Genomic DNA, 23563 nt, shown 5'->3' on the forward strand with positions numbered 1-23563 from the left:
ACTCACGAGGCAAACATGGCAAAGCTGGAACGGTTGGAAATCAAGCAACTGCGCGTCTTTCAAGCATTGCTGCGCGAACAGAATGCCTCCAGGGCCGCGGGACAGCTGGGTCTGACGCAGCAGGCAGTGAGCGACCAACTCAAGAAGCTGCGCGATATCTTTGGTGACCGCCTGTTCCTGCGCAAGACGCACGGTCTGGTGCCGACCCCACATGCACAGTCCCTGGCACCACAGGTGGATGCGATCCTGCTCGAGCTACAGGCCTTGCTCACTCCCCAGCAATTTGATCCGGCTGCCGCGCGCGGTACCTACGTCATTTCGGCAACGGACTACGCGCAGCAGATCGTGCTGCCGGCCCTGCTGGCCGCGCTGCGCCGCGAAGCCCCGGGACTCAAGATCGTGGTGAGAGACTTCGAGATCGATAACCTGCATGCGCTGATGGAGAGCAATCACGTCAACCTGGCCATCGCCTTCCCCGACTATCTGCCAGAGTCCTACCCCAGCCGGCATCTCTTCACCGACCGTCATGTGTGCATGACCTCACGACACTCTTCGATCGCTGACCAATCGGTGACACTTGAAGACATTGCCCGTCACCCGAACATCATTGCATCGCCCTCGCGCCCGAATCTGAAGGGCTCGCTGGATGACTGGTTCAAGGCGCAGGGCCTTGCCCGCAATATCGCGATTTCCGCCCCCTGTTTCTCGGTCGTCCCTGCCTACCTGGAAGCTACCGACTCAGTGGCATTCCTCCCCGCCAGAGCCGTGATCGAGAGCGAATTGGTGGAGCTGGCACTCGAAGCGCTGCCGGAGCCCTTCGATGTCACCGCTGCCTGGCACCCTCGCTACAACGACGACCCGCTGCATCAGTGGGTCGTGAGCCAGCTCATGGATGTGACTGGCTGATGCCCCGCCAAGCCAGGCGTGAGCCACGCAAAAAAGCGCCCGGCAATATTGCCGAGCGCCTTGTGGCTTCATAGAGAGAAATCAGTCAGCGTTGATCGGTCGATTTCGTTCCACCATGCTGACGGAAATTGCCAGGAAGAGAATGTCCTTCACCAGGAAGAAGTTGCCGATCAGTACGCCATCCGTGACCTTCCAGACATCAGGAGTCGTGAACAGGAAGCTCAAAGTGGAGAGGAAGATGACGCTGCCGGCAATCCCTGCATAGTAGCCCACCTGGCGATACTTCAGACCGACGATCATGGCGATCGCCACCAGGATTTCTGACAGCCCGACCAGATTGGAAACCATCTGGACTGACATCACGTCATACAGCCAACTCATGGCAAAGTGATTGGCCACCAGCGGCTCGATCAATCCCGCTTCTGTGGGCGTGAACTTGTAGATCCCTAGCCACAGGAGCAGAAGCACCACCCCAAATACACCGATGTAATAACCATAACGCCCTTGATTCACTGCTTGGCAACCCTGCTGCATGCTGATATCTCCGATTGCATCACTTCGTTGGGGAAGTCGATCGAGTATTCCGACAAGGCTGTCAGGTCAGCGTGTTGCATGTGCTGTTTTCATGACATCTTGCGTTCGATGCAGGGGGATACGGGCATATCGTGCAACTGGATGCAGCAGGGTAGAATTTTCGCCTTTTCTTTCTATCAGTGGCCATCGGGCACCTTCTAGGCTCCCCCGATGTGCTTGACCACAGAGCCATTCACGACGCTGGGAGGGAAGGTATTCGGCAACTGAGCCCGGCTTCTTCCAGCAACCATTCCCGGAATGCCTGTACCTTGGCCACCTGAGTGACCTCGGGCCGGTGGATCACGTAATAGGCCAGTGAGGAGGCACACATCACCTCATCAAACAGCCTGACCAGGCGCCCCGAGACAAGGTCGTCATGCACCATGACTCCACGTGCCAACGCAATGCCTTGACCATCGATCGCGGCCTGCAGCACTGCGGCAGAGTTGTTGATCTGCAGACCGCGCGATGAATCGGCATCCGTGAGACCCGCCTTCTTGAACCAGCCACTCCATGACGGAAAGCCGTCATAGCCTTCCATGGACAAGTCGTGAATCAGTGTCTCCTCCAACAGGGCTGCGGGGGTCTTCAAGCGTCCGGGATCACGCAGCAGCTGGGGCGAGCAGACGGGATAGACCTCTTCGTGCATCAGCTCCTGCGCTACTACCCCCCTCCACTTGCCTGGCCCGTAGCGTACCCCGATATCCACCCGCTCCCGTGAGAAATCGACCGGCTTGTGATTGGTGTCCAGATGCACATCAATGTCCGGCCACGCCGCCTGAAACCGATGCAGTCGCGGCAACAGCCATTTGGCGGCAAAGGCGGGGCTGACCGTTACCGTCAATACGCTACGCCGAGTGCCATCCTTGAGACGCTCCACCCCGAGTGACAATTTCTCGAATCCGGCACGGATATCGGGTAGTGCCTGCTCTGCAAGCTCTGTCGGGACAAGGCGTGTCTTGCCACTGCTGGCACGATGAAACAGCGAGTCCCCCAGCCACTCCTCCAGTCCCCGCACAAGTTGGCCGACAGCGGCAGGGGTCACGTGCAGTTCCTCTGCCGCAGCGGCAAAGCTCTTGTGGCGGGCGCTCGCTTCGAAGGCACGCAAGGCATTCAGATGGTTGGGCGATGTCATGGCGATAAAGTTTTTCTTTCCCTACTGCCTAGTTAATCTCGTTTGTTGAATGCTCAGTCAGTTTCCAGAATACGCCGCATAGACGGATCGTGACAGCTCATAGGTGTCTGTCCTGCCCTGCCCTGCTCATGCCATGGCGCTCGAGTGTGATGACCGCCAGACATGGAAAAAGGTTTTCTTCCCTCTCTCGCCCTCGTGGAGATGTCCTACATGCGCCTCAATGCCGACTTTTCACAACGTGCCAGCATCACACCGGACTATTACCAGTGGGTGCCGTCCCCCCAGGGAGGGGTCGAGCGCATGATGCTGGATCGTATCGGGGAGGAGAAGGCACGGGCCACCAGTCTGGTCCGATATGCCAAAGACTCCCGCTTTTCAGCGCATGAGCATCCACAAGGTGAAGAGATTCTCGTGCTGTCCGGCACCTTCACCGAAGATGGCGTGCGGGACTTCCCTGCTGGCTGGTACCTGCGCAACCCGCCAGACTCGCGCCACACCCCCAGCAGCACCGACGGCTGCGTGATCTTCGTCAAGCTACGACAGATGCCGTCCGAGGAGCATGAGGCGGTACGCATCAACACTCGAGACCCGGCCAACTGGCGTGAGCAGGATGGCCGCGAGATCTGCTCACTGTATACCAGTGCCACCGAGCAGGTGAGCCTGCAGCGCCTGGCGCCACATGCTGAGCTTCCGCTGTTGATCAACACTGGCGGTGCCGAACTGCTGGTGCTTGAGGGCTGCCTGCACCCGGGGCACGGGTCCTGCCCTGCCGGTAGCTGGCTGCGCTTGCCAGCCAGTGAACCGTTGGCACTCTCCGCCGGCGCAGAGGGAGCGACCTTCTACCTCAAGACGGGGCACTTGAGCGCCATGGAGGATGCATGAACACGCCTTCGCCACGCGTTGCCATTATCGGGGCTGGTCTCTCAGGTCTCTATGCCGCTTGGCAACTGGAGCAGCATGGCATTCATGACTATCGGGTGTTCGAAGCCCAGCACGTCATTGGAGGCCGTATCGCTTCCGCAGTGCCGTCCCTTGCCGAGACAGGGGCACAGCACCGCCTGGACCTGGGGCCTACCTGGTTCTGGCCGGAGCATCAGCGCGAAATGGCGCAACTGATGCAGACACTGGGCCTGGAATACTTTGCACAACATGTGACGGGCGACAGCCTCCTCGAGCGCGCCACGGACAAGAGCCCACTGCGCACCGCTGGCATCCGTGATTCGCTGACCGCCATGCGGGTAGCGGGAGGGATGGAGACGCTGATCGAGCGACTGCGTCGCGATATCCCTGCGGACAAGATACTGACTGGGCAGGTTGTCCGTCATCTCGAGCGCTTGCCAGATGGGATTGCGCTGAGCGCCGAGGATGGCAGCGGGCAACGCATGAGCTGCGAGGTGGAGCAGGTCTTGTTGGCTATTCCGCCACGTCAGGCACTCCAGCATATTCAGTTCACGCCGGCTCTCCCGAGCGCACTGGCGGCACAGTGGCAGCAGACCGCGACCTGGATGGCGCCCCACGCCAAGTATCTTGCGGTCTACGAGCGTCCTTTCTGGCGCCAGGCCGGCTTGTCCGGCGTCGCACGCAGCGCGCGTGGCCCGATGGTGGAGATTCACGATGCCAGCCCAAGGGAAGGCTTGGGTGCACTCTTCGGGTTCGTGGGAGTCCCGGCAGGTCACCGACGTCAGATCACGCCGGACGCATTACGCCAGCACTGTCGATCCCAGCTGGCGCGCCTGTTCGGCGCTGAGGCGGCACATCCTCGGCAGGAATACCTCAAGGACTGGGCTACCTCGCCATTCATCGCGAGCCCGGCAGATCTGGAAGACGTGGCATCCCATGTCTCGGTGCCGCTGCTGGAGGCAAATGAAGGCCCTTGGCAGCAACGTCTGTTCGGTATCGCCAGTGAATGGTCACCGCGATTCGCGGGGCACCTTGCGGGCGCCCTCGATGCCGCCACCCGAGGTGTCGAGCGGATGCTGACCGCACGCTAGACAGAAGGCTGAGAGATAACCAGACACCCGCATCGACAGACATTGAGCACGACCCACTCACTTTTCCCACTCGTCACTTTGACGAAGACACACAAGGATCCCCATGACTACCGTATTTACCCCCGAGACACTGAACGCGCTATGGACCTGCTTCGTGATGGCCCTGGCAGCCAGCAGCATCGCAATCTCGATCACCCAAGGTGAACTGTTCGCGCCCTTGCGTCAGTACGCACAACGCTTTGGCCACATGACCGGACACCTCTTCCAATGCTTCTTCTGCATCAGCCACTGGGTGGTCTTCGCTGGCATGGTGTTCTATCACCCGACCCTGACGCACAGCGGCTTCGTGCTGGTGGACTGGATCCTGGCCGGCTTCTTCACCTTGACGCTCTCCACCCTGGTGAGTGGCCTGCTGTTCAAGGTGCTGCTGACCGGCATGGCGAAGAAAGTACGCGACAAGGAAGTAAAGGAAATCTTCGCGGGCAAGTGACCCCAGCCATCTCGTGCCGCGGCCAGTAACACCACACTCCAAGCGCGTCATCGCGGTCTTGCGCGTGGTGACAGCCCAGAACACAGCGCCAGTCCGAAAGCTGGTGACCACTCGTCCTGCCCCCTCGCCGGCCCCCAGACAACGTCGCTTGCTGGGAGCCGGCGCCGTTGGCCGACACCATCGCACCATGTCGTTGCCTCTTGGAGTACCAGGTAACGGCACTGACGACAAATCGAGACAACAGGGACCATATCGACGCTCATTGGGAATTACTTCATAATCGCAACGCTGATGATAATGATATGCAACTGCTGGTGATGTGAACTGCTATGCAAAAGTCAGCATCTCCCCATCGCTAGCGCTGTCCCTCCACTTCTCAACGAGCACACCATGAAGACCTTTCTCCCTACGGCCGCCTGCGGCCTGTTACTGGTGGCCAGCGGTAGCATCTCGGCCCAGGACATCACTCTGACTGATATCGCTGGCCGTCAGGTTACCGTCGATGCTCCCGTGAAGCGCATGATTCTCGGTGAAGGCCGTCAGGTCTATCTGCTGGGGGCTCTGCAGCCCGAAGCCCCCTTCGAAAGCGTTGTCGGATGGCGAGAAGATTTCTCTCAGGCGGATCCCGATAACTATGCCCACTATGCCGAGCGCTTCCCCGAACTCGAGAAGATTCCGACCTTCGGTGGCTTCAAGGATGGCACCTTCGATGTCGAGCAGGCGGCAGCCCTGAAGCCGGATGTGGTGCTGATGAATCTGGAAGCGCGTCAGGCAACCGAGGATGCAGCCTATGACGACAAGCTGGCACAGCTGGACATCCCGATCGTCTACGTCGACTTCCGTGAGGATCCACTCGCGAACACCACGCCGTCGATGCGCCTGATGGGCCAGTTGCTGGGCAAGGAAGACAAGGCGGAGGCGTTCATCGCCTACACCGAAGAACAGATGGCACGCGTCACCGAAGTCATCGCGAAGCAGGACCCACAGCGTCCTGACGTCTTCATCGATCGCGCCGGCGGTTACTCCGACGACTGCTGCATGAGCTTCGGGCCGGGCAACTTCGGCGAATACGTTGATCTGGCCGGCGGCCACAACATTGCCGAAGGCATCATTCCCTCCACCTTCGGTACCCTGAACCCCGAGCAGATCATCGCCGCCAACCCTGAGCATGTCGTCGTGACAGGGGGAAGCTGGGACGCCTATGTGCCGGGCGGTAAATGGGTCGGTGTCGGCCCGGGGGCCGATCAGGACATTGCTCGCGAAAAGCTTCAGGCCCTGACCCAGCGCGTGGCCATGACGGGCATTCAGGCCGTCGACGACGCCAACTTCCACGCCATCTGGCATCAGTTCTACAACAGCCCTTACTACTTCGTGGCGGTCCAGAAGATGGCCAAGTGGTTCCATCCGGAGTTGTTTGCCGATCTTGACCCGGAAGCCACCATGCAGGAGCTGCACGAACGCTTCCTGCCCGTGGACTATGCACCTGGCTACTGGGTATCGCTGAAAGATGAATGATGTCACCTCTTCCACTCCCCTCTCTCAAGGGGGGAGTCACTACCGTTCTTCGGTGGTCAAACGACAGCTGATTCTGGTGTCACTGGGCGTGGCACTGTTCCTGAGTCTGTGTCTGGACCTGTCGCTCGGGCCGGCGCGCTTCCCTCTCGATGAGGTGCTCGCGGCACTGATCTCACCGGACTCCGTCAGTAATCAGGTGCGAGTCATCCTGTGGGAAATCCGCATGCCCGTTGCGCTGATGGCGCTGGTGGTCGGTGCCAGCCTGTCGGTGGCCGGTGCCCAGATGCAGACCATCCTGAGTAACCCCCTGGCCAGCCCCTTCACTCTGGGTATCTCGGCAGGCGCAAGCTTTGGTGCAGCATTGGGACTTGCCTTCGGTGTCGCGATCATCCCGGCTGCCCTCGACTATGTCGTGCCGATCAATGCGTTCGTCATGGCCATGATCACGGCCTTCTTCATCCACGCCTTGAGCATGAAGCGAGGCGTGACGATCGAGACCATCGTGTTGCTCGGCATTGCCATGGTCTTCATCTTCAACTCACTGATGGCCCTGATCCAGTTCTTCGCCAGCCAGCAAGCCGTGGCCGCCGTGGTCTTCTGGACCATGGGCAGCCTGACCAAGGCCACCTGGCCCAAGTTCTGGGTCTCACTCGGCGTTCTCGCGATCGTGCTGCCGCTGCTGGCACGTCATGGCTGGGCACTGACGGCCATGCGCCTGGGAGATACCAAGGCGGAAAGCATGGGCGTCAAGCCCAAGGCGCTGCGCCTGGAAGTGCTGGTGCTGGTCTCGCTACTGGCTGCCATCGCCGTGGCCTTCGTCGGCACCATCGGCTTCATCGGTCTGGTCGGTCCGCATATCGCACGTCTGCTGCTGGGGGAAGATCAACGCTTCTTCGTGCCCGGCTCTGCCCTGTGCGGGGCGTTGATTCTCTCGATCGGCTCGGTGCTGTCGAAGATCATCCTGCCGGGTACGGTGATCCCGATCGGTATCATCACCTCACTGGTCGGCATTCCCTTCTTCCTGTTCCTCATCCTGCGACAGAAGTCATCCTCATGGTAACGCTCACGCTTGATCGCTTGTCCGCCCACTATGGTCGCCGCCAGATTCTGGCGGAGGTCACGACGCCCTGCTTTGAAGGGGGCCAGGTGGTGGCCCTGCTGGGCCCCAACGCCGCCGGCAAGTCGACCTTGTTCCGGCGCATCCTCGGGTTGATCGACGGTGGTGGGGAGGCGCGCGTCGAGGGCGCGACTCGCCAGCGCCCCATCGGCTACATGCCACAGGACACCGGCGTCAATGCCGTGCTGACGGTCTATGAATCGGTACTACTGGCGCGCATGCAGGGGCGCAGCCTGAAGGTTCAGCCTGAGGACATGGCCGAGGTGGAGCGCGCGCTGGACGATCTGGGAATCAGCGCGCTGGGCGAGCGGGATATCGGTGATCTGAGCGGGGGCCAGCGCCAGTTGGTGGGTGCCGCCCAGGCGCTGGTGCAGTCACCCGAGATCCTGCTGCTGGATGAGCCAACCTCCGCACTGGATCTGCATCGCCAGCTGCAGCTGTTGACCATTCTGCGCCGCCTCGCCCGCGAGCGAGGCATGCTGATCATTGCCGCCTTGCACGACCTGGGGCAGGCACTGCGCTTCACGGACCAGGCCATGCTGCTTCAGAACGGCCGCCTCATCGCCAGCGGTCCGACCGCTGAGGTGGTCACTCCGGAGCGGCTGCGTGAGGTCTATCGCGTGGCTGCCCGCATCGAGCCCTGCTCCCAGGGGCAGCCACAGCTCATCGTCGAAGAGGCCATTTGATCTGACGCCCTTCGAAGGCGGCTAGCCCTGCTCCTGCCAGCATCAGGGGCAGGGCAAACAGGAAGCCGTTCGAGATGGGGGCATGGAAGATCAGCAGGTCCGCCAGTATCGGCCAGAGCAATGCGACATACTCGAAGGGTGCCAGGCGGGACGCTTCGGCGTAGCGCAATGCCAGTGTCATGCAGATATGCGCGGCCCCCCCGAACAATCCCGACAGCACCAACAGTCCCAACGCCTCTTGTGAAAGCGGCGCCCACCCCATCGGTAGCGTCGCCAATCCTGCCAAGGCCGAGACCAGGATGAAGTAGAAGGCGATCGCCCCAGCCGTCTCGGTACGCGAAATACGCCTCACCGTCAGCAACGCGCCAGTCGTCAGCAGTGCCGAGAGTACTCCCAGTACGTAGCCGGTCACATTGCCGGTACTGCTCTCGAAGCTCAGCGACGGCAGAATCAGCACCAATACTCCCGCCAAGGCCAGCCCCAGCGCCAACGCCCGTTGCCGACTGAACCGCTCCCCCAGCAATACCACACCGCCCACGGCCATCATGACCGGCGTCAGCTGTGCCAGCAGCGTCGCCTCCGAGATGGGCAGCAAGGCAACCGCCGCAAAGGAGGCAAACATCGCGGCCGCACCGAAGCCGGAGCGCAACAGATGCCCGCCCGGTCGACGGGTCGCCAGACCACGCGGGAACTCCTTGCGCCACATCATGAAGATCATGATCGGAATCAAGGCAAAGGCCGAACGAAAGAACACCGTCTGCCCCACTTCCACCGTCTCGCTGACCGCCTTCACACACACCATCATGCCGGTGAACAACACACCGGACAGCAATCTGAGAACAATTCCGGCCAAAGGCCGATCCACCAACTCCGTCATGACTAGGGGTTCGCTAAGCGGCTGAAAGAAAGGCAGCATTCTCCCGATTCCCTCGACCGAATGCCATGGCAAAGTGCCATGCCAGAGGCGAATTTTCGCGGTATTGAGGTCAGCTCGGAGCAAACACCTCATATCGCCCCCTAGCCAAGCGGGTCATCACACCGCCTGTGTTGCACGACACTCCGGATAGGCCGAGCATCCCCAGAATTGCTGGCCCTCACGCGCACCGGACTTGGCAGTGCGCAGCACCATCCGGCTGCCGCATTTCGGGCATTCACGTCTCGCCTGTGGATCATTGCGCTGCTTGAGATGCTGTACATGGGCACGCTGGGTCGCCCGAGTCGGTGCCAGTCGCCCCGTCAGCAGCGCCTCATGCATGGCCTCGACCTGCGCCTCGCTGAAGATGGGGGCCTTGAACGACTGTACGAAGGAAACGAAGTCAGTACCGCGCGTCACGTTGGCTGGCATCTCACCTTTGAGCCTGGCGCTGCCGACGAAGACGATCACCGAATGCAGATGCTCGGGAGTCACGCCAAGCGTCGTCTCCAGCGCCTTGAGATGCTTGTAGTTCTGACGTAGCGGGTTCTGGAAGCTGAACGACTGGCGAGGAAACTGCTGGGTCCAGTGCGCCTCATGCTCACTGCCGAAGATCCAGCCCTTCATGTTCTTGGTTTCCAGCACGAAGCAGCCGTAACGCGACAGCAGGACGTGATCGATCTGGGTCGTCCCGCTCGGCGTCTTGAGGGTGACATTGTGCAGCGTTCGGTAGCCTTGCTTGCCGAGGCGACGTGCCATCCAACGCACCCGCCACTCGCCGATGCGACCTTTCATGCGGGGGGACTTGAGGTAACGACTGACGAAAGACGCCAAAACGAGGCATAGCAGTACACTCATCACTGGCGCGATGTTCGAAGGGACAACCACTGTCTTGACTCCTGGTGCAGCCTTTACGGAAAGGAATCAAGCGGGGTGATTCGTCCAACCGAGAGTACTGAGTCGTGATGAAAGAGCGATAAGGCTGCGGCGCGCTTGCGGCAGGCCAATGCGGATGAACACTGACCGCGCCCGATGGCTGGGCGCGGTGCATCAAGCGCAGGATTCTAACCATCTGGTAAACGCCAAGCTACTGTTCTCTATCGACTTATCCCTGAAGCAAGGCACGACGGACAGTTTTTGCACCTACGAGAGAGTCAGATTGGCAGCGAAGCATTCGAAAGAATCACTCCACCTCCAGCGTGACCTTGTCGGTATCGAACGCCAGTCGCCCGGCGATCGCCTGCATTTCCTCGATGGGCTGGTCGTAACTCCAGGCGATATCAGGAAGATCGGGCAAGGAATAATAGGTGCTGTCGCCCTTGAAGGGACAATGGGTGACGGTATTGGAGACCGTGAGCTTCGCCATCGCCACATCGACGCGCGGCAAGTAGAGCCTCGGCGGATAGCCCTTCTCGCGCAATTCCAGCGCGTTGTCCGTGTCAGCGATCACTGTCTCACCAACCAGGATTCGCACGCGTAAGGATTGCGGATGAAGCGTGATACGCGGTTCGGGGTGGTCGGCCATGAACACTCCTTTACGGGTTAGAAGATAGAAGCGGCAGATGAAGGTGCTTGGAGGCGCGTTCTGAAGGGGTCAGCCCATCATGCCCCACCGTCCCTGGCGAGACGGAAGCCGGAGAACGCCCAGCGCGCCTCGGGCGGGAAGAAGTTGCGATAGGTCGCGCGGATGTGGTCGGCGGGCGTGGCACAACAGCCTCCACGAAGCACCATCTGACCGGACATGAACTTGCCGTTGTACTCGCCCAGGCTGCCCGGCAACTTGCGAAAGCCCGGATACGGACGATAGGCACTGCCCGTCCACTCCCAGACATCGCCGAACATCTGACGGGGCGTGCCTTCGACTCTCGCGGCCGCGACTGGCTGCAGATGATCCTGATCGACGAAGTTGCCCGTGAGTGGGACATCCTGAGCGACTGTCTCCCACTCGGCCTCGGTGGGCAGACGCGCGCCCGCCCACTGGGCGTAGGCGTCGGCCTCGAAGAAGCTGACATGGCAGACCGGCGCACTCAGATCCACCGGCACCAAGCCACTCAGGGTGTAGTGATGCCAGACGCCGTCGCGCTCGACCCAGTAAAGCGGTGCCTGCCAGCCTTCGGCCTTGACCGTCGCCCAGCCATCCGCCAGCCAGTGCTCGGGGGTGGCATATCCGCCGTCCTGCATGAAGGCGAGAAACTCGCCATTGGTCACCGGACGATCCGCCATCTGGAACGCTTCGACGAACTGACGGTGGCGGCCCATCTCATTGTCGTAGGCGAAGCCGCCTTTTGATGCATCATGACCGATCTCGCGAATCCCGGCTGGATAGTCCAGCCACCCCAGCGGCGGCACCTCCTGCTCAGGTGTCGGTGCCAAGCCAGGCGCCAGGTCATCCCGATAGGCTGGACACAGCGGATTCTGCGCCAGGATGTGCTTGATATCCATCAACAGCAGCTCCTGATGCTGCTGCTCATGCGGTAGGCCCAGCTCCAGACGGCGCAGAATTTCCGGCAGATGTGCCCGGGGCGGATTCTCGAGCAAGGCTTGCATGGCGCGATCGACGTGCGCGCGATAGCGATAGACGTCATCGACGGTCGGGCGCGAGATTGCGCCACGCTCGGCGCGCGGGAACGGTACGCCATGGGTCTCGTAGTAGGAGTTGAAGAGGTGGTCGTAGGCGGGGTCGAGCGTCTGATAGTCCGGCTGAAACGGCTTCAGGATGAAGGCTTCGAAGAACCAGGTGACATGGGCGATGTGCCACTTGGGCGGGCTGACATCTGCCATGCTCTGCACCATGTAGTCTTCCTTGTGCAGCGGCGCACAGATCGCCTCGGTGGCGGCGCGTACCCGCTGGTAGGTATCCAGCCATGCCCTGGTCTGCTCAACATCGTGAGTGTCACTTGAGGGTTGCGGTGCATATGACATCGAGACGTCCTTTTGGGTGTTGCAAATCCATTGCCGAATGACTGATGTCGGGAGGGCGTGGCCGACTTTCAAGGGCTGCCCCGCGTAGAGACTTGCCCTGCACGCTGGTCAGTTGCGACATACCTCCTGCAGGCACACCTTTCTTCACTGATATTTCTTCTGCCAACTCTTCACGGCGATCCGCTCCTTGAGCAGATCCAGCATGTCGATCAGCACCTGCTCGGTGATCTGCTCCGTCCTCGGGTCAGTGCGCGACCAGGCATCGAAACCACTCTCTGCCAGATGCCCCACCAACGCCGAGAACTCCTTGGAGCGCAGGCCGACCAGCGCTTCATCGACGAGATGACAGGCCAGATCCGACAGCGAACTTTCGAGCCCTTTGGTCAGCTGGGTGCCCATCGGCAGGCGCGAGACACGCTGGAGCTCCGGACTCTCGGCGAGAGTGCGGCTGACCAGGCCCCGCACATAGCGCAGGGTATCGTCGCGATTCTGGGTATAGACATCCCCCGCCATGGTCTCGAGGCGCTGGGTAATTTCACGGATCAAGGCCTGCTTGCGAGGCTCCACGACACGCTCGATCACCGAAGATGAGAGGTCATCGCTATCGCGCAACTGCTGCTGCACGTTGTCGAGCATGCGCAGGGAAATACGGTCCGTCAGCTCTTCCAGCAGAATATCGAGATACTTGGCCGCCACGCCGTAGAGATACCAGCGGCGCACATCGATCAAGCCGAGACGCTGGAGGCGGAACAACAGCGAGATCACACGCAACACACGCAACAGGCGGAAGCCGCTCAGCGGGATACACCCCAGCACGTCATACCAGTGCACGAAGGGATAGAAGAACCAGCGGTGGTAGCGCCGCTCCGCGATGGCCACTGCCCATCCCGCCAGCACATCGAGCAGGAAGACAGCGACGAATGCCAGGTCGATGGAGAGGAAATTGGCGTGGATGTTCTGCTCATAGGCCGCATGCAACCCGGGTGTCACGGCCTCGAAGGCCGTGTTCAGCGGGGGAATCAGGAAGAGGCTATCGAACAGCAGCAATGCCAGATTGGCGATCACGAGCACGATGATGAACAGATCCCACCACAGATGTATCCGCTCCCTGGCGGACGAGGGCGTGCGGGTGGCTGGCATGACAACTCCTTGGCGATTGTTTCAGAATGCGTAACGCGTCTTCCTGACTCAGCCTACAACGCTTCTAATGACCACGCTTCTAATGACCACGCTTCAGATGACCACGCTGGCGATGCCGCTGTCTGCGAGGGCTTGCAGCGCTCCCGGAGCACAGCCCCTTAAAAGCACAGCCCCGAATCGCCGTAGACAACCTATTAGTGAGGGAGACACCCGCATGAAACAAGCGCAAGTGATGACATGGGCCGCCGTGATGAGCGCCGCACTCATCCTGGGCGGCTGCGCAGGCGCTCAATCCTCTGAGGATTATCAAGGCGTGGACGAGCCGCTGGAGAACACCTACTGGAAGCTGGTGGCACTCGATGACCAGCCGACACCCGTGGTGGAAGGCAAGCGTGAAGCCCATATCGTCTTGCATACCCCTGACTCTTCGACACAGAACTCGCGAGTGGCCGGCTCCACCGGCTGCAATCGCCTGATGGGTGAATATCACCATGATGAGCAAGAGCTCGGCTTCGGCCGTCTGGCCACCACGCGCATGGCGTGCCCCGGTGAAGCAGCAACGCTCGAACGCGATTTCCTCGCGACACTCAACGATGTGTCGGGCTGGCAGATAGAAGGCAAGACACTGACGCTGACCGATGAGCAAGGTGTGTCGCGTGCCCGCCTGGAGGCCGTTCACCTCTACTGATCCCTATCGCTGGCCGCTCAGTGCAGGGTGAAGCTGGACTGAATACTCTGCGCAACAGACCAGACACCACAGCGCCGCCTCCCGTTGCCGGAAGGCGGCGCTGGTCATGCGATCACCCCTTGCCGTCAGCCACTGAGCTCAACCTTGCTCTCTGTGCTGACTCAATGCTGGCTCATTGCCGTCTCATAGCGTGAAGCCACCATCGGCAGCGATGGCCTGTCCTGTCACGTGTTCGGCCTGGGCGAGGTAGACCACCAGCTGCCCCATGTCCTCAGGTGTCTGGGCGACTCCCTGGGGCAGCAGGCTCTTCTGCAGACGCTCCCATGCAGCGGGCTCGCTTTCGCCTTCCTGGCTCCAGCGTGCAGAGAGCCCGCTATCGCCCCGCCACATGCCGGTGCCGACGATGCCCGGGCAGAGCGCATTGACGGTGATGCCTTCCGCTGCGACTTCCTTGGCGACGGCATTGGTAAAGCCGATGACCGCGAACTTCGAGGCACAGTAGTGCGACAGATCAGGAAAGCCGACCTTGCCGGCCATCGAGGCCACGTTGATGATCCGCCCGACGCGGCGTGAGCGCATCACGGCGACCTCGGCCTGAGTACACAGGAAGGTACCTCGCGCATTGACGTTCATGACGCGGTCCCACTCCTCCACCGTCAGCGCATCGATGGAATGGATGCCGATGATGCCGGCATTGTTGACGGCGATATCGAGCGGGCCGAGTCCAGCCTCTGCCTCTTCGGTCAAGCGCCGCACGGACGCCGCATCCGCGACATCGACCTGTAGCGCCAGACACCGTCTACCCAGTGCCTCCACTTTTGCCGCCGTCTCGCGGGCGATGGCGAGATCCAGATCCGCCACCACGATATCTGCGCCCGCCTTGGCCAATGCCAGCGCGATCCCCTGGCCAATACCGCGCCCACCCCCTGTCACCAGTGCAATTCTGTCGTTCAGTTGCATGAGTCGTCTCCTGAATCTCTCACTGAAATCTGCAAAAGCTGCGCTGCTGCCATGACGCTGGCACACGGTCCAGCGCCACTGGCCTCAGCTCAGGTGGTGGACTTCCTGAAGGCCGTAGACCGGCGTCGGGATACCCTCGAGCCGCGCCTTGAGCTGCAGCGCCAGATACTGGGAATAGTGGCGGGACTGGTGCAGGTTGCCGCCGTGGAACCACAGCGCCTGCTGCTGGGTCGGCTTCCACATGTTGCGCAGCTCGCCCTCCCAGGGCCCGGGGTCCTTGAGCGTATCGGAGCCCATGCCCCAGCATTTGCCGACCTTGTCGGCGACGTCCTGCGAGATGATGCGTGCCGCCCAGCCATTCATCGAGCCGTAGCCGGTGGCATAGACGATCAGATCAGCGGGCAATTCCGAGCCGTCCGTCAGAGTGACCGAGCGCGGTTTGATGCTCTCGATGCCGACGCCACTGCGCAGCTTGATGTCACCATTGGCGACCAGATCACAGGCGCCCACATCGATTTAGTAGCCGGAGCCGCGACGCAGGTATTTCAGGAACAGGCCCGAGTCGTCATCGCCGAAATCGAGCAGGAAGCCTGCCGCCTCCAGCCGACGGTAGTAGTCGGCATCGCGCTTGCGGATCGCCTCGAAGATTGGGCGCTGGAAGTCAGGCAGTATCCGGTAGGGGATCGAGGCAAAGATCAGGTCCGCCTTGTGATGATCGATGCCGTTTTGCACCGCCTGCTCGGAATAGAGCGGCCCCAGCGCCTCTTCCATCAGCGAGTTGGACTTCACCACATGCGTGGAGGAGCGCTGCAGCATGGTCACGTTTGCATCGTGCTCCCACAGCGCGGCACAGATATCGTGAGCGGAATTGTTGGCGCCCACCACGACCACCTTCTTGCCACGATAGGCATCTGGCCCCGGGTGCTGACTGGAGTGCTGCTGCTCGCCTTCGAAGGTCTCGGCCCCCGGGAAGTGCGGCACGTTGGGCATGCCCGACATGCCCGTGGCCAGCACCAACTGCTTGGGCCGCAAGGTCACGGGCTTGCCGTCGCGTACCACCTCGACCACCCACTCGCCGCTCGCCTCATCGAACTGAGCACTCTCACAGGCCGTGGAGTTCCAGTAATTGAGCTCCATGATCTTGGTGTACATCTCCAGCCAGTCCGCGACCTTGTCCTTGGGCGCGAAGACCGGCCAGTTTGCCGGGAAGGGGATGTAGGGCATGTGGTCGTACCACACCGGATCATGTAGACACAGGGACTTGTAGCGATTGCGCCAGGCATCGCCCGCGCGCGGATTCTTGTCGATCACGATGGTCGGCACATCCATCTGTCTAAGCCGCGCGGCCAGCCCGATGCCGCCCTGACCGCCACCGATGATCACGCAATACGGCTGGCGCTCGTAGCCCAGTTCAGCCTCTTCGCGCTGTCGCGACTCAAGCCAGGTCTCACGCTGCTTGTTGGCACCATGCTCGGCGCCCTTGGGGCGTTGCATGCCCAGCGGCTCGGGGAATTCCTTGAGTTCGCGCATGGCGGTCAACAGCGTCCAGCAGCGCCCTTCCTTCAGGCGCAACAAGCCCTTGCCGCGTGCATCGGCGGTCTCGAAAGTGAACCATGCTTCGACGATGCCGCCGGCCTCACTGGCCTCGCCATCCAGTTGCCAGCGAGAGGGAGCGACATGCTCGAGGGTCGCCGCGAGCATCGACTGGATCTCGTCCTTGCCCTCCGACGTCTTGAGATTCCAGGTGAAGGCGATCAAATCGCGCCAGTAGCATTCCTCGCCAAACAACGAGAGAACCCGGGCGATATCGCGCTGAGTCAGGGAGGACTCGAAATCATCGAGCCATTGCTGAGCGATCTGAGTTGGCGTGCGTGCGGTCATGGCGTCTCTCCGCGTGTTGTTGGATGTTGTAGTCACGCCTCCCATCCAAGGCATCAAGCATGCCAGCTTCGTCATGCACGACAGACAAAGCTCGTAAGCGCTTGTCGTGAATGACAAAATTTCGCCACTACCGCGCCACCAACCTCCTCGCCTCGCTGGGCTCTCCACCTTCCTTGTGACAACTGTACGCCGTACGCCTGACACGGGGCGTTACACCTGTAACGCCCCGACCAAGGATGCAGGACAGGGTAATTGACGCTCCCGCCACACCGCATACGCTTGAAGGAGTACACGCCGCTTTTGCTATGGACGCTGTTGTGACAACCGCGATTGCCACTTTTACAAGAGCCATCGCCACTTGCACGAGAGCCATAGCCACTATCAAAAGAGCCGTCCCGAGACGGCCAGCGCCGAGGCAGCCATGATCCGCCAACTCGAAACGATGCAGCCCGACAAACGGCAGCATATCCAGACCCTGATGCAACTGGGCGAAGGCCGCGACGTCTTCCCTGAGACGCAGCGCGACGTCATCCGTCGTTCCTGGCAGCGCTGTCTGGAGGAATATCAGCTGGACCCTAGCCGCCCTCGCCCGGTCCGCGTTCTCACCCAGCAGGCGCTGCGCGATCATCAGGAATCGGCGGATGAGCTGTTGCATGTGGCGCGCGCCGGGGTGGAGCGGCTCTATAGTCAGATCGCACAACATGGCTATGCGCTGATCCTCACCGATCAACGCGGCATCGCGGTGGATTTTCGGGGCCAACGTGATCAGTTGAGTGAGCTGCGGCGCGCGGGCCTCTATCTTGGCTCGGACTGGAACGAGCGCTATGCCGGCACCTCGGCGGCGGGCACCTGTCTGCACGATGGCGCAGCCGTCACTTGTCATCAGCGTGAGCACTTCGATGCCACCCACATCGACCTGACCTGCACCGCAGCCCCCATCACCGATCCCCAGGGCCGGGTGATCGCTGCCCTCGACATCTCGGCGCTGAAGTCGCCCCGCCCGCAGGAGAGCCAGACCTTTGCGCTCTCCCTCGTCACCCTGCATGCCCGCATGATCGAGGATGCCTACTTCCTGCATCGCTATCGGGATTGCCTGATCCTGCGCTTCGACACGGCGCGGGAATTCGTGCATCTGAATGGTCGTGGCCTGTTTGCCATTCAGGAAGATGGCAAGGTGGTCGCCGCCAACCACGAAGGCCGACGCCTGATCGATGCACATCTGGCGCGCTGGCCACCGTGGACGGTCTCCACCCTGCCCGCCGTCACGCAGCTGTTCGATGGGGAGCTCAATGAGCTGTTGAACATTCCGCACGCCAGCCGGGATCAGATTCGCGCCTTCCGCCTGCGGGCGGATGACGCCATCGTCTTCGTGACACTGATCGAGCCACGCGGCTATCCAGTGCGGGCCCTCCCCACTGTCAGCCATCAGGATGACCCGGTGCCCGAACTGGACCAGCTCGCGGGAGACGACCCATCCATGCACCGGCTGCTCAAGCTGGCGCGCCGCATGCGCCACGCGAGCGTGAGCATCCTGATTCGTGGCGAGACGGGAACCGGCAAGGAAGTGTTGGCGCGAGCCCTGCATGACAGCGGGCCACGCGCCAAGGCGCCCTTCGTGGCGGTGAACTGCGCCGCCATCCCGGAATCGCTGATTGAAAGTGAACTCTTCGGCTATCTGCCGGGCGCGTTCACGGGAGGAAGGCCCAAGGGCATGCGCGGCCTGATCCAACAAGCCGACGGCGGCACGCTGTTTCTGGATGAGATCGGTGACATGCCGCTGCCGCTCCAGTCACGCCTGCTGCGCGTGCTCGCCGAGCGAGAGGTGTCGCCACTGGGCGCCGAGACGCCCATCAAGGTGGATATTCGCGTCATCACCGCCACGCATCGTGATGTCACGGAACTGATTGCCAGCGGGCAATTCCGCGAAGACCTCTACTACCGACTCAATGGCGCCGAACTCCTGCTGCCCGCACTGCGTGAGCGCGCCGACCGCCACTACCTCATTCGCAAGCTGCATGCGGAGTTACAGGCGGAACGCGACCAGACACTCCACCTGCGCGCCGATGCCATCAGTGCGCTGCTGAGTCATCACTGGCCGGGCAACATACGCCAACTGCGCAATGCGATTGCCTTCGCGATGGCCACTGCAGAGGGCGATGAAATCACCCTGCATGATCTGCCGGAGGTCTGCCAGACCCACACCGGCAGCACCCGCGGGACTGCCAGCCCGCTTACCGCTGCCTCCCCCTTTGCCTCCGGTGCTTCCCCGAACCCGGCCTCTCCAGCGCCCGCGTCTGCTGGGGCTGATGCGGGGACTGATGCGGACGCCAGCGAATTGCTCGAACTGTTACGCCACACGGACTGGAACGTCAGCCAGGTCGCCCGCCAACTCGGCGTCTCGCGCCCCACCATCTACCGCCGCATGCGCCGCCACGGCCTGGTGGCACCCAATCATCAGCCGCTCGCCTCATGAACCAGCTGCATCTTCATGGCCGAGTATGGAGAACGTGAAGAGTGCATGAGGGTGTCGTGCTCTTAAGCGTCAGGTGCTTGTTACACACGCTGGCCCGAGCGGAAGTTCGGGCCAGCGTGTGTGTTGTGTTTCTCCATTCTTTCCCCCTTACCCCTCTTTCCCTTCTTACCCACTCCTCGCATCAACGTCTCTGCGGCTCACGTTGCGCACGTGCTGAGCCCGCCTCACCCCGCTCGATTCGCCGGCTTTCACAGTGCCAGACATGACGCTCGCTCTCATCATGAATTTCACTCAACTTGAACATTAAAAAATCCAGTTTGTCTCATGAAGCCAGGCACTGGATACTCACCTGCATCAGATCGTTGATGAAGACTTCCCATGACGCTGCACTTCACAGCCAGCACACGGAACGTGATGGCGAGCAGCGTGCCTCTCCCGGCATGGATGCGTTCTCACAGAGAGCAACCCGCTCACGAGACGCCTGAAAGATCACGGGAAGATGTCGACGACACAGTGAATTTTCTCTCTCAGGATCAGGGTGAACGCCATGAGCAACGAATTCGGTTTCAGCATCAACAGTCTGCGCTTTGACGAGAACTACGTTCCGGCGGAAAACACCCGCCTGACCACCAACTTCGCCAACTTGGCACGTGGTGAGAGCCGTCAGCAGAACCTGCGCAGCACGCTGAACATGATCAACAACCGATTCAATGCGCTGGCCAACTGGGACAACCCCAAGGGCGATCGTTACTCCGTCGAGCTGGACATCATCTCCGTCGAGCTGAATCTCGATGCCGCGCGTTCCGACAACACCCTGCCGATCATCGAGATCCTGCAGACCACCATCATCGATCACCAGACGAATCAGCGCATTGACGGCGTGACCGGCAACAACTTCTCGTCCTACGTACGCGATTATGACTTCAGCGTGCGCCTGCTGGAGCACAACAAGGGCAAGGACTCCTTCAGCGTGCCGGAGCAATTCGGCGAGCTGCACGGCAATCTGTTCCAGGCCTTCGTGGGCTCTGCAGCCTACAAGGAATGCTTCAAGAAGCCGCCGGTCATCTGCATCAGCGTCTCCACCACCAAGACCTATCAGCAGACCGAGAACGTGCACCCGATCCTCGGGGTGGAATATCGCCAGGACGATTATTCCCTGACCGATGAGTACTTCAACAAGATGGGCCTGAAGGTGCGCTACTTCATGCCGCCGGGCAGCGTTGCGCCGCTGGCCTTCTACCACACCGGCGATCTGCTCAACGATTACAGCAATCTGGAACTGATCAGCACCATCAGCACCATGGACACCTTCCAGAAGATCTATCGTCCTGAGGTCTACAACGCCAATTCCGTGGCCGGCAAATCCTATCAGGCGAGCCTGAAGCAGCAGGACCATTCACTGACGCGCATCGTGTACGACCGCGAAGAGCGCAGCCAGCTCGCCATCGAGCAGGGCAAGTTCGTGGAAGAGAGCTTCATCAAGCCTTACCAGAACCTGCTCGAGCAGTGGTCCGCCAGCTGGTCCGCCAATCGATAACTCCATCATTGGTCAGCTCACTGATCCGCAAACAGCGCGCTGATCGACGAACGACATTCGCTATCTGAACCATTTCAAGGACAAGGTTATTCATCATGACGAGATTACTTCCGACCTCTACCGCTGGCAGCCTGCCGAAACCGTCCTGGCTCGCCGAACCGGAGGTCCTCTGGTCCCCCTGGAAGCTCGAAGGTGAGGCACTGATCGCGGGTAAGCAGGATGCCCTGCGCGTCTCCCTGCAGGAGCAGCAACACGCCGGGATCGACATCGTCAGCGATGGCGAGCAATCACGTCAGCACTTCGTCACCACCTTCATCGAGCATCTGAATGGCGTAGATTTCGAGAAGCGCGAAACCGTCAAGATCCGTGATCGCTACGAGGCCAGCGTGCCGTCCGTGGTCGGCCCAGTCTCCCGCCAGAAGCCGGTGTTCGTCGAGGATGCCAAGTTCCTGCGCTCGCAGACCGATCAACCGATCAAGTGGGCGCTGCCTGGCCCGATGACCATGGTCGACACCCTCTTCGATGGCCACTACAAGAGCCGCGAGAAGCTGGCGTGGGAATTCGCCAAGATCCTCAACGAGGAAGCCAAGGAGCTCGAAGCGGCAGGCGTCGACATCATCCAGTTCGATGAACCGGCCTTCAACGTGTTCTTCGATGAAGTGAATGAATGGGGCATCGCCACGCTGGAGCGTGCGATCGAAGGCCTCAAGTGCGAGACCGCCATCCACATCTGTTACGGCTACGGCATCAAGGCCAACACCGACTGGAAGAACACCCTGGGTTCCGAATGGCGTCAGTACGAAGAAGCCTTCCCCAAGCTTCAGCAATCCAACATCGATATCGTCTCGCTGGAATGTCACAACTCCCACGTGCCGATGGAGCTGATCGAGCTGATCCGTGGCAAGAAGGTCATGGTCGGTGCCATCGACGTCGCCAACAACACCATCGAGACGCCGGAAGAAGTCGCCGAGACCCTGCGCAAGGCGCTGCAGTTCGTGGATGCCGACAAGCTCTACCCCTGCACCAACTGCGGCATGGCCCCGCTCTCCCGTGAAGTCGCCCGCGGCAAGCTGCAGGCACTCAGCGCCGGCGCCGCCATCGTGCGCAAGGAACTCGAAGCACAGCGCTGATCGCTTGGCGAGACACTGAACTGGCCAAGGTACAGCGCGGGCCAAGACATAGCACTGACAGATAGCGCCAAGCGAGTTGCGACCCGAGTTGGCCCGACGATAGTGCTCGAGAGTGGAAGCCGCTGCGGCTGATACCGCCGCAAACAAAAATGGCCATCGTGAAGGATTCACGACGGCCATTTTTTCATCACTCTCCTCCCTGTCACTCAAGCGCCCAGTCCCGCGCCATCGCTGCAGCCCCTCCCCCACGGCTGACAATTACTACCTCCCCAATCTTGCAGGACTTGCCATGTCACTCTCCGACACCAACCCAGCCCCCACCATCGACCCCGCTAGTTTCCGTGAAGCCCTCGGCCACTTCGCCTCCGGCATCACGATCATCACCACCCAGGTCGACGAAGAACCGATCGGCTTCACCTGCCAATCGTTCTACAGCGTTTCGATGAATCCGCCGCTGGTCTCCTTCAGCGTCAAGGCAAGCTCCTTCAGCTACCCGAAGATTCGCCAGGCAGAGCGCTTCGCCGTCAATATCCTCTCCAGCGAGCAAAGCCATGTCTCCAACCAGTTCGCTATGCGTGGCGCGGACAAATGGCAAGGCATCGACTGGCAGCTCTCTCCCCTCGGCAACCCCGTGATCAATGACAGCCTGCACTGGCTCGACTGCAAAATTCACGCTGAGCATCCTGCAGGTGATCACCTGATCGTGATCGGGGAAGTGAAGGGACTGAATCTGGATGTTGCGGGGACGGCGCGGCCACTGCTTTATTTCAAAGGGAAGTATGGAGACTTGGCTTGGGAAGAATGATATTTCATAGAGATTAATAAATTACACAATACCTAGCTTATTACGCTATTCAATTTCCGAGAAGAGTAGGCTTCTACCAAGAATAGAAGTCTAGAGAGTTAACTTTTGAACACATACTCTGAATGCAGCACTTTACCACTTTGCATCGGTGTTGCATTCAGAAGTAGCGCCCGAAAATTAATTTAGCTGCTCTTGTATCAACTGCCAGTTATCCTCGTAGACCTCAAGATTTGAAATATAATACCTGTTATCATAGGACCGGAAGTTTTTGGGTCTCTTCCAATTATGCTTATCCATAAATTCTCTATAATTTTCAGAGCAAATTGCTTGAATATCTTGCTTTGTCAGAATAAAAAAACGATCGACTGCATCGTCCTCAGGAGCCGACAAGGCTACACATACATATATAAGCTTTGGGTTAGTAATATCTAAGTTCCCATGATCTATTTGAATTCCCTTTCTTTCATCAAGCTCAATATCGATCCATCGATTCGCAGAAGTTGGCCAGCTATGGCCTCTGGAGGTTTTGACTTGAATAGGTAAAGTCTGAAGAGAATCGTTAGCAACAATAAGATCAAATTCGGGTACATTCCCGGTAAACGATGTTGCTATTAATCCACGTCGACCTAGCTCGGCACACACCAAGTACTCACCGACCTGTCCAGCCAACTTACTTTTGAGTCCTTTCTTCATTCCTCAAT

The 23563-nt window shown here is 60.3% G+C and carries 21 protein-coding genes and 1 pseudogene; 12 read left to right on the top strand and 10 right to left on the bottom strand.

Features of this window, described 5'->3' with window-relative positions; genetic code table 11:
• The first annotated feature begins 15 nt into the window (after window positions 1–15).
• Window positions 16–906: a LysR family transcriptional regulator gene (locus tag MSG32_RS07665; RefSeq protein WP_248379050.1), complete on the top strand. Its 891-nt coding sequence runs from the start codon at window positions 16–18 to the stop codon at window positions 904–906.
• 81 nt (window positions 907–987) lie between these two features.
• On the opposite strand, the gene MSG32_RS07670 is transcribed toward MSG32_RS07665, so the two are convergent.
• The gene (locus MSG32_RS07670; protein WP_248379051.1) at window positions 988–1440 is read right to left on the bottom strand and encodes a DUF417 family protein; all 453 of its coding nucleotides are present in this window, start codon (window positions 1438–1440) and stop codon (window positions 988–990) included.
• Window positions 1441–1672: 232 nt separating this feature from the next.
• Window positions 1673–2614, bottom strand: a complete 942-nt coding sequence (gene gcvA, locus MSG32_RS07675; RefSeq protein WP_043335813.1) for a transcriptional regulator GcvA — start codon at window positions 2612–2614, stop codon at window positions 1673–1675.
• 162 nt (window positions 2615–2776) lie between these two features.
• Here gcvA and MSG32_RS07680 point away from each other — a divergent pair, with 162 nt between their 5' ends.
• The 6 genes from MSG32_RS07680 to MSG32_RS07705 all read left to right on the top strand — a co-directional run bounded on the left by MSG32_RS07680 (window position 2777) and on the right by MSG32_RS07705 (window position 8413).
• Window positions 2777–3496, top strand: a complete 720-nt coding sequence (locus MSG32_RS07680) for a cupin domain-containing protein (RefSeq protein WP_248379052.1) — start codon at window positions 2777–2779, stop codon at window positions 3494–3496.
• Window positions 3493–4605 (top strand): FAD-dependent oxidoreductase, encoded by a 1113-nt coding sequence (locus MSG32_RS07685; protein WP_248379053.1) that lies wholly within the window; start codon window positions 3493–3495, stop codon window positions 4603–4605. The genes MSG32_RS07680 and MSG32_RS07685 overlap by 4 nt, the downstream gene beginning before the upstream one ends.
• 103 nt (window positions 4606–4708) lie before the next feature.
• Complete coding sequence (locus MSG32_RS07690; RefSeq protein ID WP_248379054.1) at window positions 4709–5095, top strand: DUF1360 domain-containing protein; 387 nt, start codon at window positions 4709–4711, stop codon at window positions 5093–5095.
• 390 nt (window positions 5096–5485) lie between these two features.
• Window positions 5486–6610, top strand: a complete 1125-nt coding sequence (locus tag MSG32_RS07695; RefSeq protein WP_248379055.1) for an ABC transporter substrate-binding protein — start codon at window positions 5486–5488, stop codon at window positions 6608–6610.
• The gene (locus tag MSG32_RS07700) at window positions 6603–7670 is read left to right on the top strand and encodes an iron ABC transporter permease (RefSeq protein ID WP_248379056.1); all 1068 of its coding nucleotides are present in this window, start codon (window positions 6603–6605) and stop codon (window positions 7668–7670) included. The genes MSG32_RS07695 and MSG32_RS07700 overlap by 8 nt, the downstream gene beginning before the upstream one ends.
• Window positions 7664–8413, top strand: coding sequence for an ABC transporter ATP-binding protein (locus MSG32_RS07705; protein WP_131431749.1), 750 nt, complete (start codon window positions 7664–7666; stop codon window positions 8411–8413). The genes MSG32_RS07700 and MSG32_RS07705 overlap by 7 nt, the downstream gene beginning before the upstream one ends.
• Here MSG32_RS07705 and MSG32_RS07710 read toward each other — a convergent pair.
• From MSG32_RS07710 to MSG32_RS07730, 5 genes are all read right to left on the bottom strand, one after another.
• A complete protein-coding gene (locus MSG32_RS07710; RefSeq protein WP_248379057.1) occupies window positions 8391–9290 on the bottom strand; it encodes a DMT family transporter in 900 nt (299 codons plus the stop codon). The two genes, MSG32_RS07705 and MSG32_RS07710, sit on opposite strands and share 23 nt — an antisense overlap.
• Before the next feature lie 156 nt (window positions 9291–9446).
• A complete protein-coding gene (locus tag MSG32_RS07715) occupies window positions 9447–10121 on the bottom strand; it encodes an NERD domain-containing protein (RefSeq protein WP_248379058.1) in 675 nt (224 codons plus the stop codon).
• A 388-nt stretch (window positions 10122–10509) separates the two neighbouring features.
• Window positions 10510–10851, bottom strand: a complete 342-nt coding sequence (locus tag MSG32_RS07720) for a DUF427 domain-containing protein (RefSeq protein ID WP_248379059.1) — start codon at window positions 10849–10851, stop codon at window positions 10510–10512.
• A gap of 77 nt (window positions 10852–10928) precedes the next feature.
• Entirely contained in the window at window positions 10929–12248 is a 1320-nt protein-coding gene (egtB, locus tag MSG32_RS07725; RefSeq protein WP_248379060.1) for an ergothioneine biosynthesis protein EgtB, read from the bottom strand.
• Between the two features lie 144 nt (window positions 12249–12392).
• Entirely contained in the window at window positions 12393–13388 is a 996-nt protein-coding gene (locus MSG32_RS07730; RefSeq protein ID WP_248379061.1) for an ion transporter, read from the bottom strand.
• A 214-nt stretch (window positions 13389–13602) separates the two neighbouring features.
• Between MSG32_RS07730 and MSG32_RS07735 the strand changes: the two genes are divergently transcribed.
• On the top strand, window positions 13603–14076 hold the full coding sequence (locus MSG32_RS07735) for an META domain-containing protein (RefSeq protein ID WP_248379062.1): 474 nt from the start codon (window positions 13603–13605) through the stop codon (window positions 14074–14076).
• Window positions 14077–14259: 183 nt separating this feature from the next.
• On the opposite strand, the gene MSG32_RS07740 is transcribed toward MSG32_RS07735, so the two are convergent.
• Both MSG32_RS07740 and MSG32_RS07745 read right to left on the bottom strand, forming a co-directional pair.
• On the bottom strand, window positions 14260–15036 hold the full coding sequence (locus tag MSG32_RS07740; RefSeq protein ID WP_248379063.1) for an SDR family NAD(P)-dependent oxidoreductase: 777 nt from the start codon (window positions 15034–15036) through the stop codon (window positions 14260–14262).
• 84 nt (window positions 15037–15120) lie between these two features.
• Window positions 15121–16917, bottom strand: a pseudogene (locus MSG32_RS07745) (NAD(P)/FAD-dependent oxidoreductase).
• Window positions 16918–17338: 421 nt separating this feature from the next.
• On the opposite strand from MSG32_RS07745, the gene MSG32_RS07750 reads away from it, so the two are divergent.
• The 4 genes from MSG32_RS07750 to MSG32_RS07765 all read left to right on the top strand — a co-directional run bounded on the left by MSG32_RS07750 (window position 17339) and on the right by MSG32_RS07765 (window position 22862).
• Complete coding sequence (locus MSG32_RS07750) at window positions 17339–19390, top strand: sigma-54-dependent Fis family transcriptional regulator (protein WP_248379064.1); 2052 nt, start codon at window positions 17339–17341, stop codon at window positions 19388–19390.
• A 547-nt stretch (window positions 19391–19937) separates the two neighbouring features.
• Window positions 19938–20927 (top strand): DUF1852 domain-containing protein, encoded by a 990-nt coding sequence (locus tag MSG32_RS07755; protein ID WP_248379065.1) that lies wholly within the window; start codon window positions 19938–19940, stop codon window positions 20925–20927.
• A 95-nt stretch (window positions 20928–21022) separates the two neighbouring features.
• Entirely contained in the window at window positions 21023–22057 is a 1035-nt protein-coding gene (locus MSG32_RS07760) for a methionine synthase (protein WP_054555785.1), read from the top strand.
• Window positions 22058–22346: 289 nt separating this feature from the next.
• A complete protein-coding gene (locus tag MSG32_RS07765) occupies window positions 22347–22862 on the top strand; it encodes a flavin reductase family protein (RefSeq protein ID WP_248379066.1) in 516 nt (171 codons plus the stop codon).
• 177 nt (window positions 22863–23039) lie between these two features.
• On the opposite strand, the gene MSG32_RS07770 is transcribed toward MSG32_RS07765, so the two are convergent.
• On the bottom strand, window positions 23040–23555 hold the full coding sequence (locus MSG32_RS07770; protein WP_248379067.1) for a hypothetical protein: 516 nt from the start codon (window positions 23553–23555) through the stop codon (window positions 23040–23042).
• Window positions 23556–23563: the final 8 nt, after the last annotated feature.

This window comes from Cobetia sp. 1CM21F (genome assembly GCF_023161745.1).
In the GTDB taxonomy this organism is placed as follows: Bacteria; Pseudomonadota; Gammaproteobacteria; order Pseudomonadales; family Halomonadaceae; genus Cobetia; species Cobetia amphilecti.

Coding starts and splice junctions, on each gene's coding strand:
- MSG32_RS07665 (WP_248379050.1), top strand. CDS start 16: ATGGCAAAGCTGGAACGGTTGGAAATCAAGCAACTGCGCGTCTTTCAA.
- MSG32_RS07670 (WP_248379051.1), bottom strand. CDS start 1,440: ATGCAGCAGGGTTGCCAAGCAGTGAATCAAGGGCGTTATGGTTATTAC.
- gcvA (WP_043335813.1), bottom strand. CDS start 2,614: ATGACATCGCCCAACCATCTGAATGCCTTGCGTGCCTTCGAAGCGAGC.
- MSG32_RS07680 (WP_248379052.1), top strand. CDS start 2,777: ATGGAAAAAGGTTTTCTTCCCTCTCTCGCCCTCGTGGAGATGTCCTAC.
- MSG32_RS07685 (WP_248379053.1), top strand. CDS start 3,493: ATGAACACGCCTTCGCCACGCGTTGCCATTATCGGGGCTGGTCTCTCA.
- MSG32_RS07690 (WP_248379054.1), top strand. CDS start 4,709: ATGACTACCGTATTTACCCCCGAGACACTGAACGCGCTATGGACCTGC.
- MSG32_RS07695 (WP_248379055.1), top strand. CDS start 5,486: ATGAAGACCTTTCTCCCTACGGCCGCCTGCGGCCTGTTACTGGTGGCC.
- MSG32_RS07700 (WP_248379056.1), top strand. CDS start 6,603: ATGAATGATGTCACCTCTTCCACTCCCCTCTCTCAAGGGGGGAGTCAC.
- MSG32_RS07705 (WP_131431749.1), top strand. CDS start 7,664: ATGGTAACGCTCACGCTTGATCGCTTGTCCGCCCACTATGGTCGCCGC.
- MSG32_RS07710 (WP_248379057.1), bottom strand. CDS start 9,290: ATGACGGAGTTGGTGGATCGGCCTTTGGCCGGAATTGTTCTCAGATTG.
- MSG32_RS07715 (WP_248379058.1), bottom strand. CDS start 10,121: ATGAAAGGTCGCATCGGCGAGTGGCGGGTGCGTTGGATGGCACGTCGC.
- MSG32_RS07720 (WP_248379059.1), bottom strand. CDS start 10,851: ATGGCCGACCACCCCGAACCGCGTATCACGCTTCATCCGCAATCCTTA.
- egtB (WP_248379060.1), bottom strand. CDS start 12,248: ATGTCATATGCACCGCAACCCTCAAGTGACACTCACGATGTTGAGCAG.
- MSG32_RS07730 (WP_248379061.1), bottom strand. CDS start 13,388: ATGCCAGCCACCCGCACGCCCTCGTCCGCCAGGGAGCGGATACATCTG.
- MSG32_RS07735 (WP_248379062.1), top strand. CDS start 13,603: ATGAAACAAGCGCAAGTGATGACATGGGCCGCCGTGATGAGCGCCGCA.
- MSG32_RS07740 (WP_248379063.1), bottom strand. CDS start 15,036: ATGCAACTGAACGACAGAATTGCACTGGTGACAGGGGGTGGGCGCGGT.
- MSG32_RS07750 (WP_248379064.1), top strand. CDS start 17,339: ATGATCCGCCAACTCGAAACGATGCAGCCCGACAAACGGCAGCATATC.
- MSG32_RS07755 (WP_248379065.1), top strand. CDS start 19,938: ATGAGCAACGAATTCGGTTTCAGCATCAACAGTCTGCGCTTTGACGAG.
- MSG32_RS07760 (WP_054555785.1), top strand. CDS start 21,023: ATGACGAGATTACTTCCGACCTCTACCGCTGGCAGCCTGCCGAAACCG.
- MSG32_RS07765 (WP_248379066.1), top strand. CDS start 22,347: ATGTCACTCTCCGACACCAACCCAGCCCCCACCATCGACCCCGCTAGT.
- MSG32_RS07770 (WP_248379067.1), bottom strand. CDS start 23,555: ATGAAGAAAGGACTCAAAAGTAAGTTGGCTGGACAGGTCGGTGAGTAC.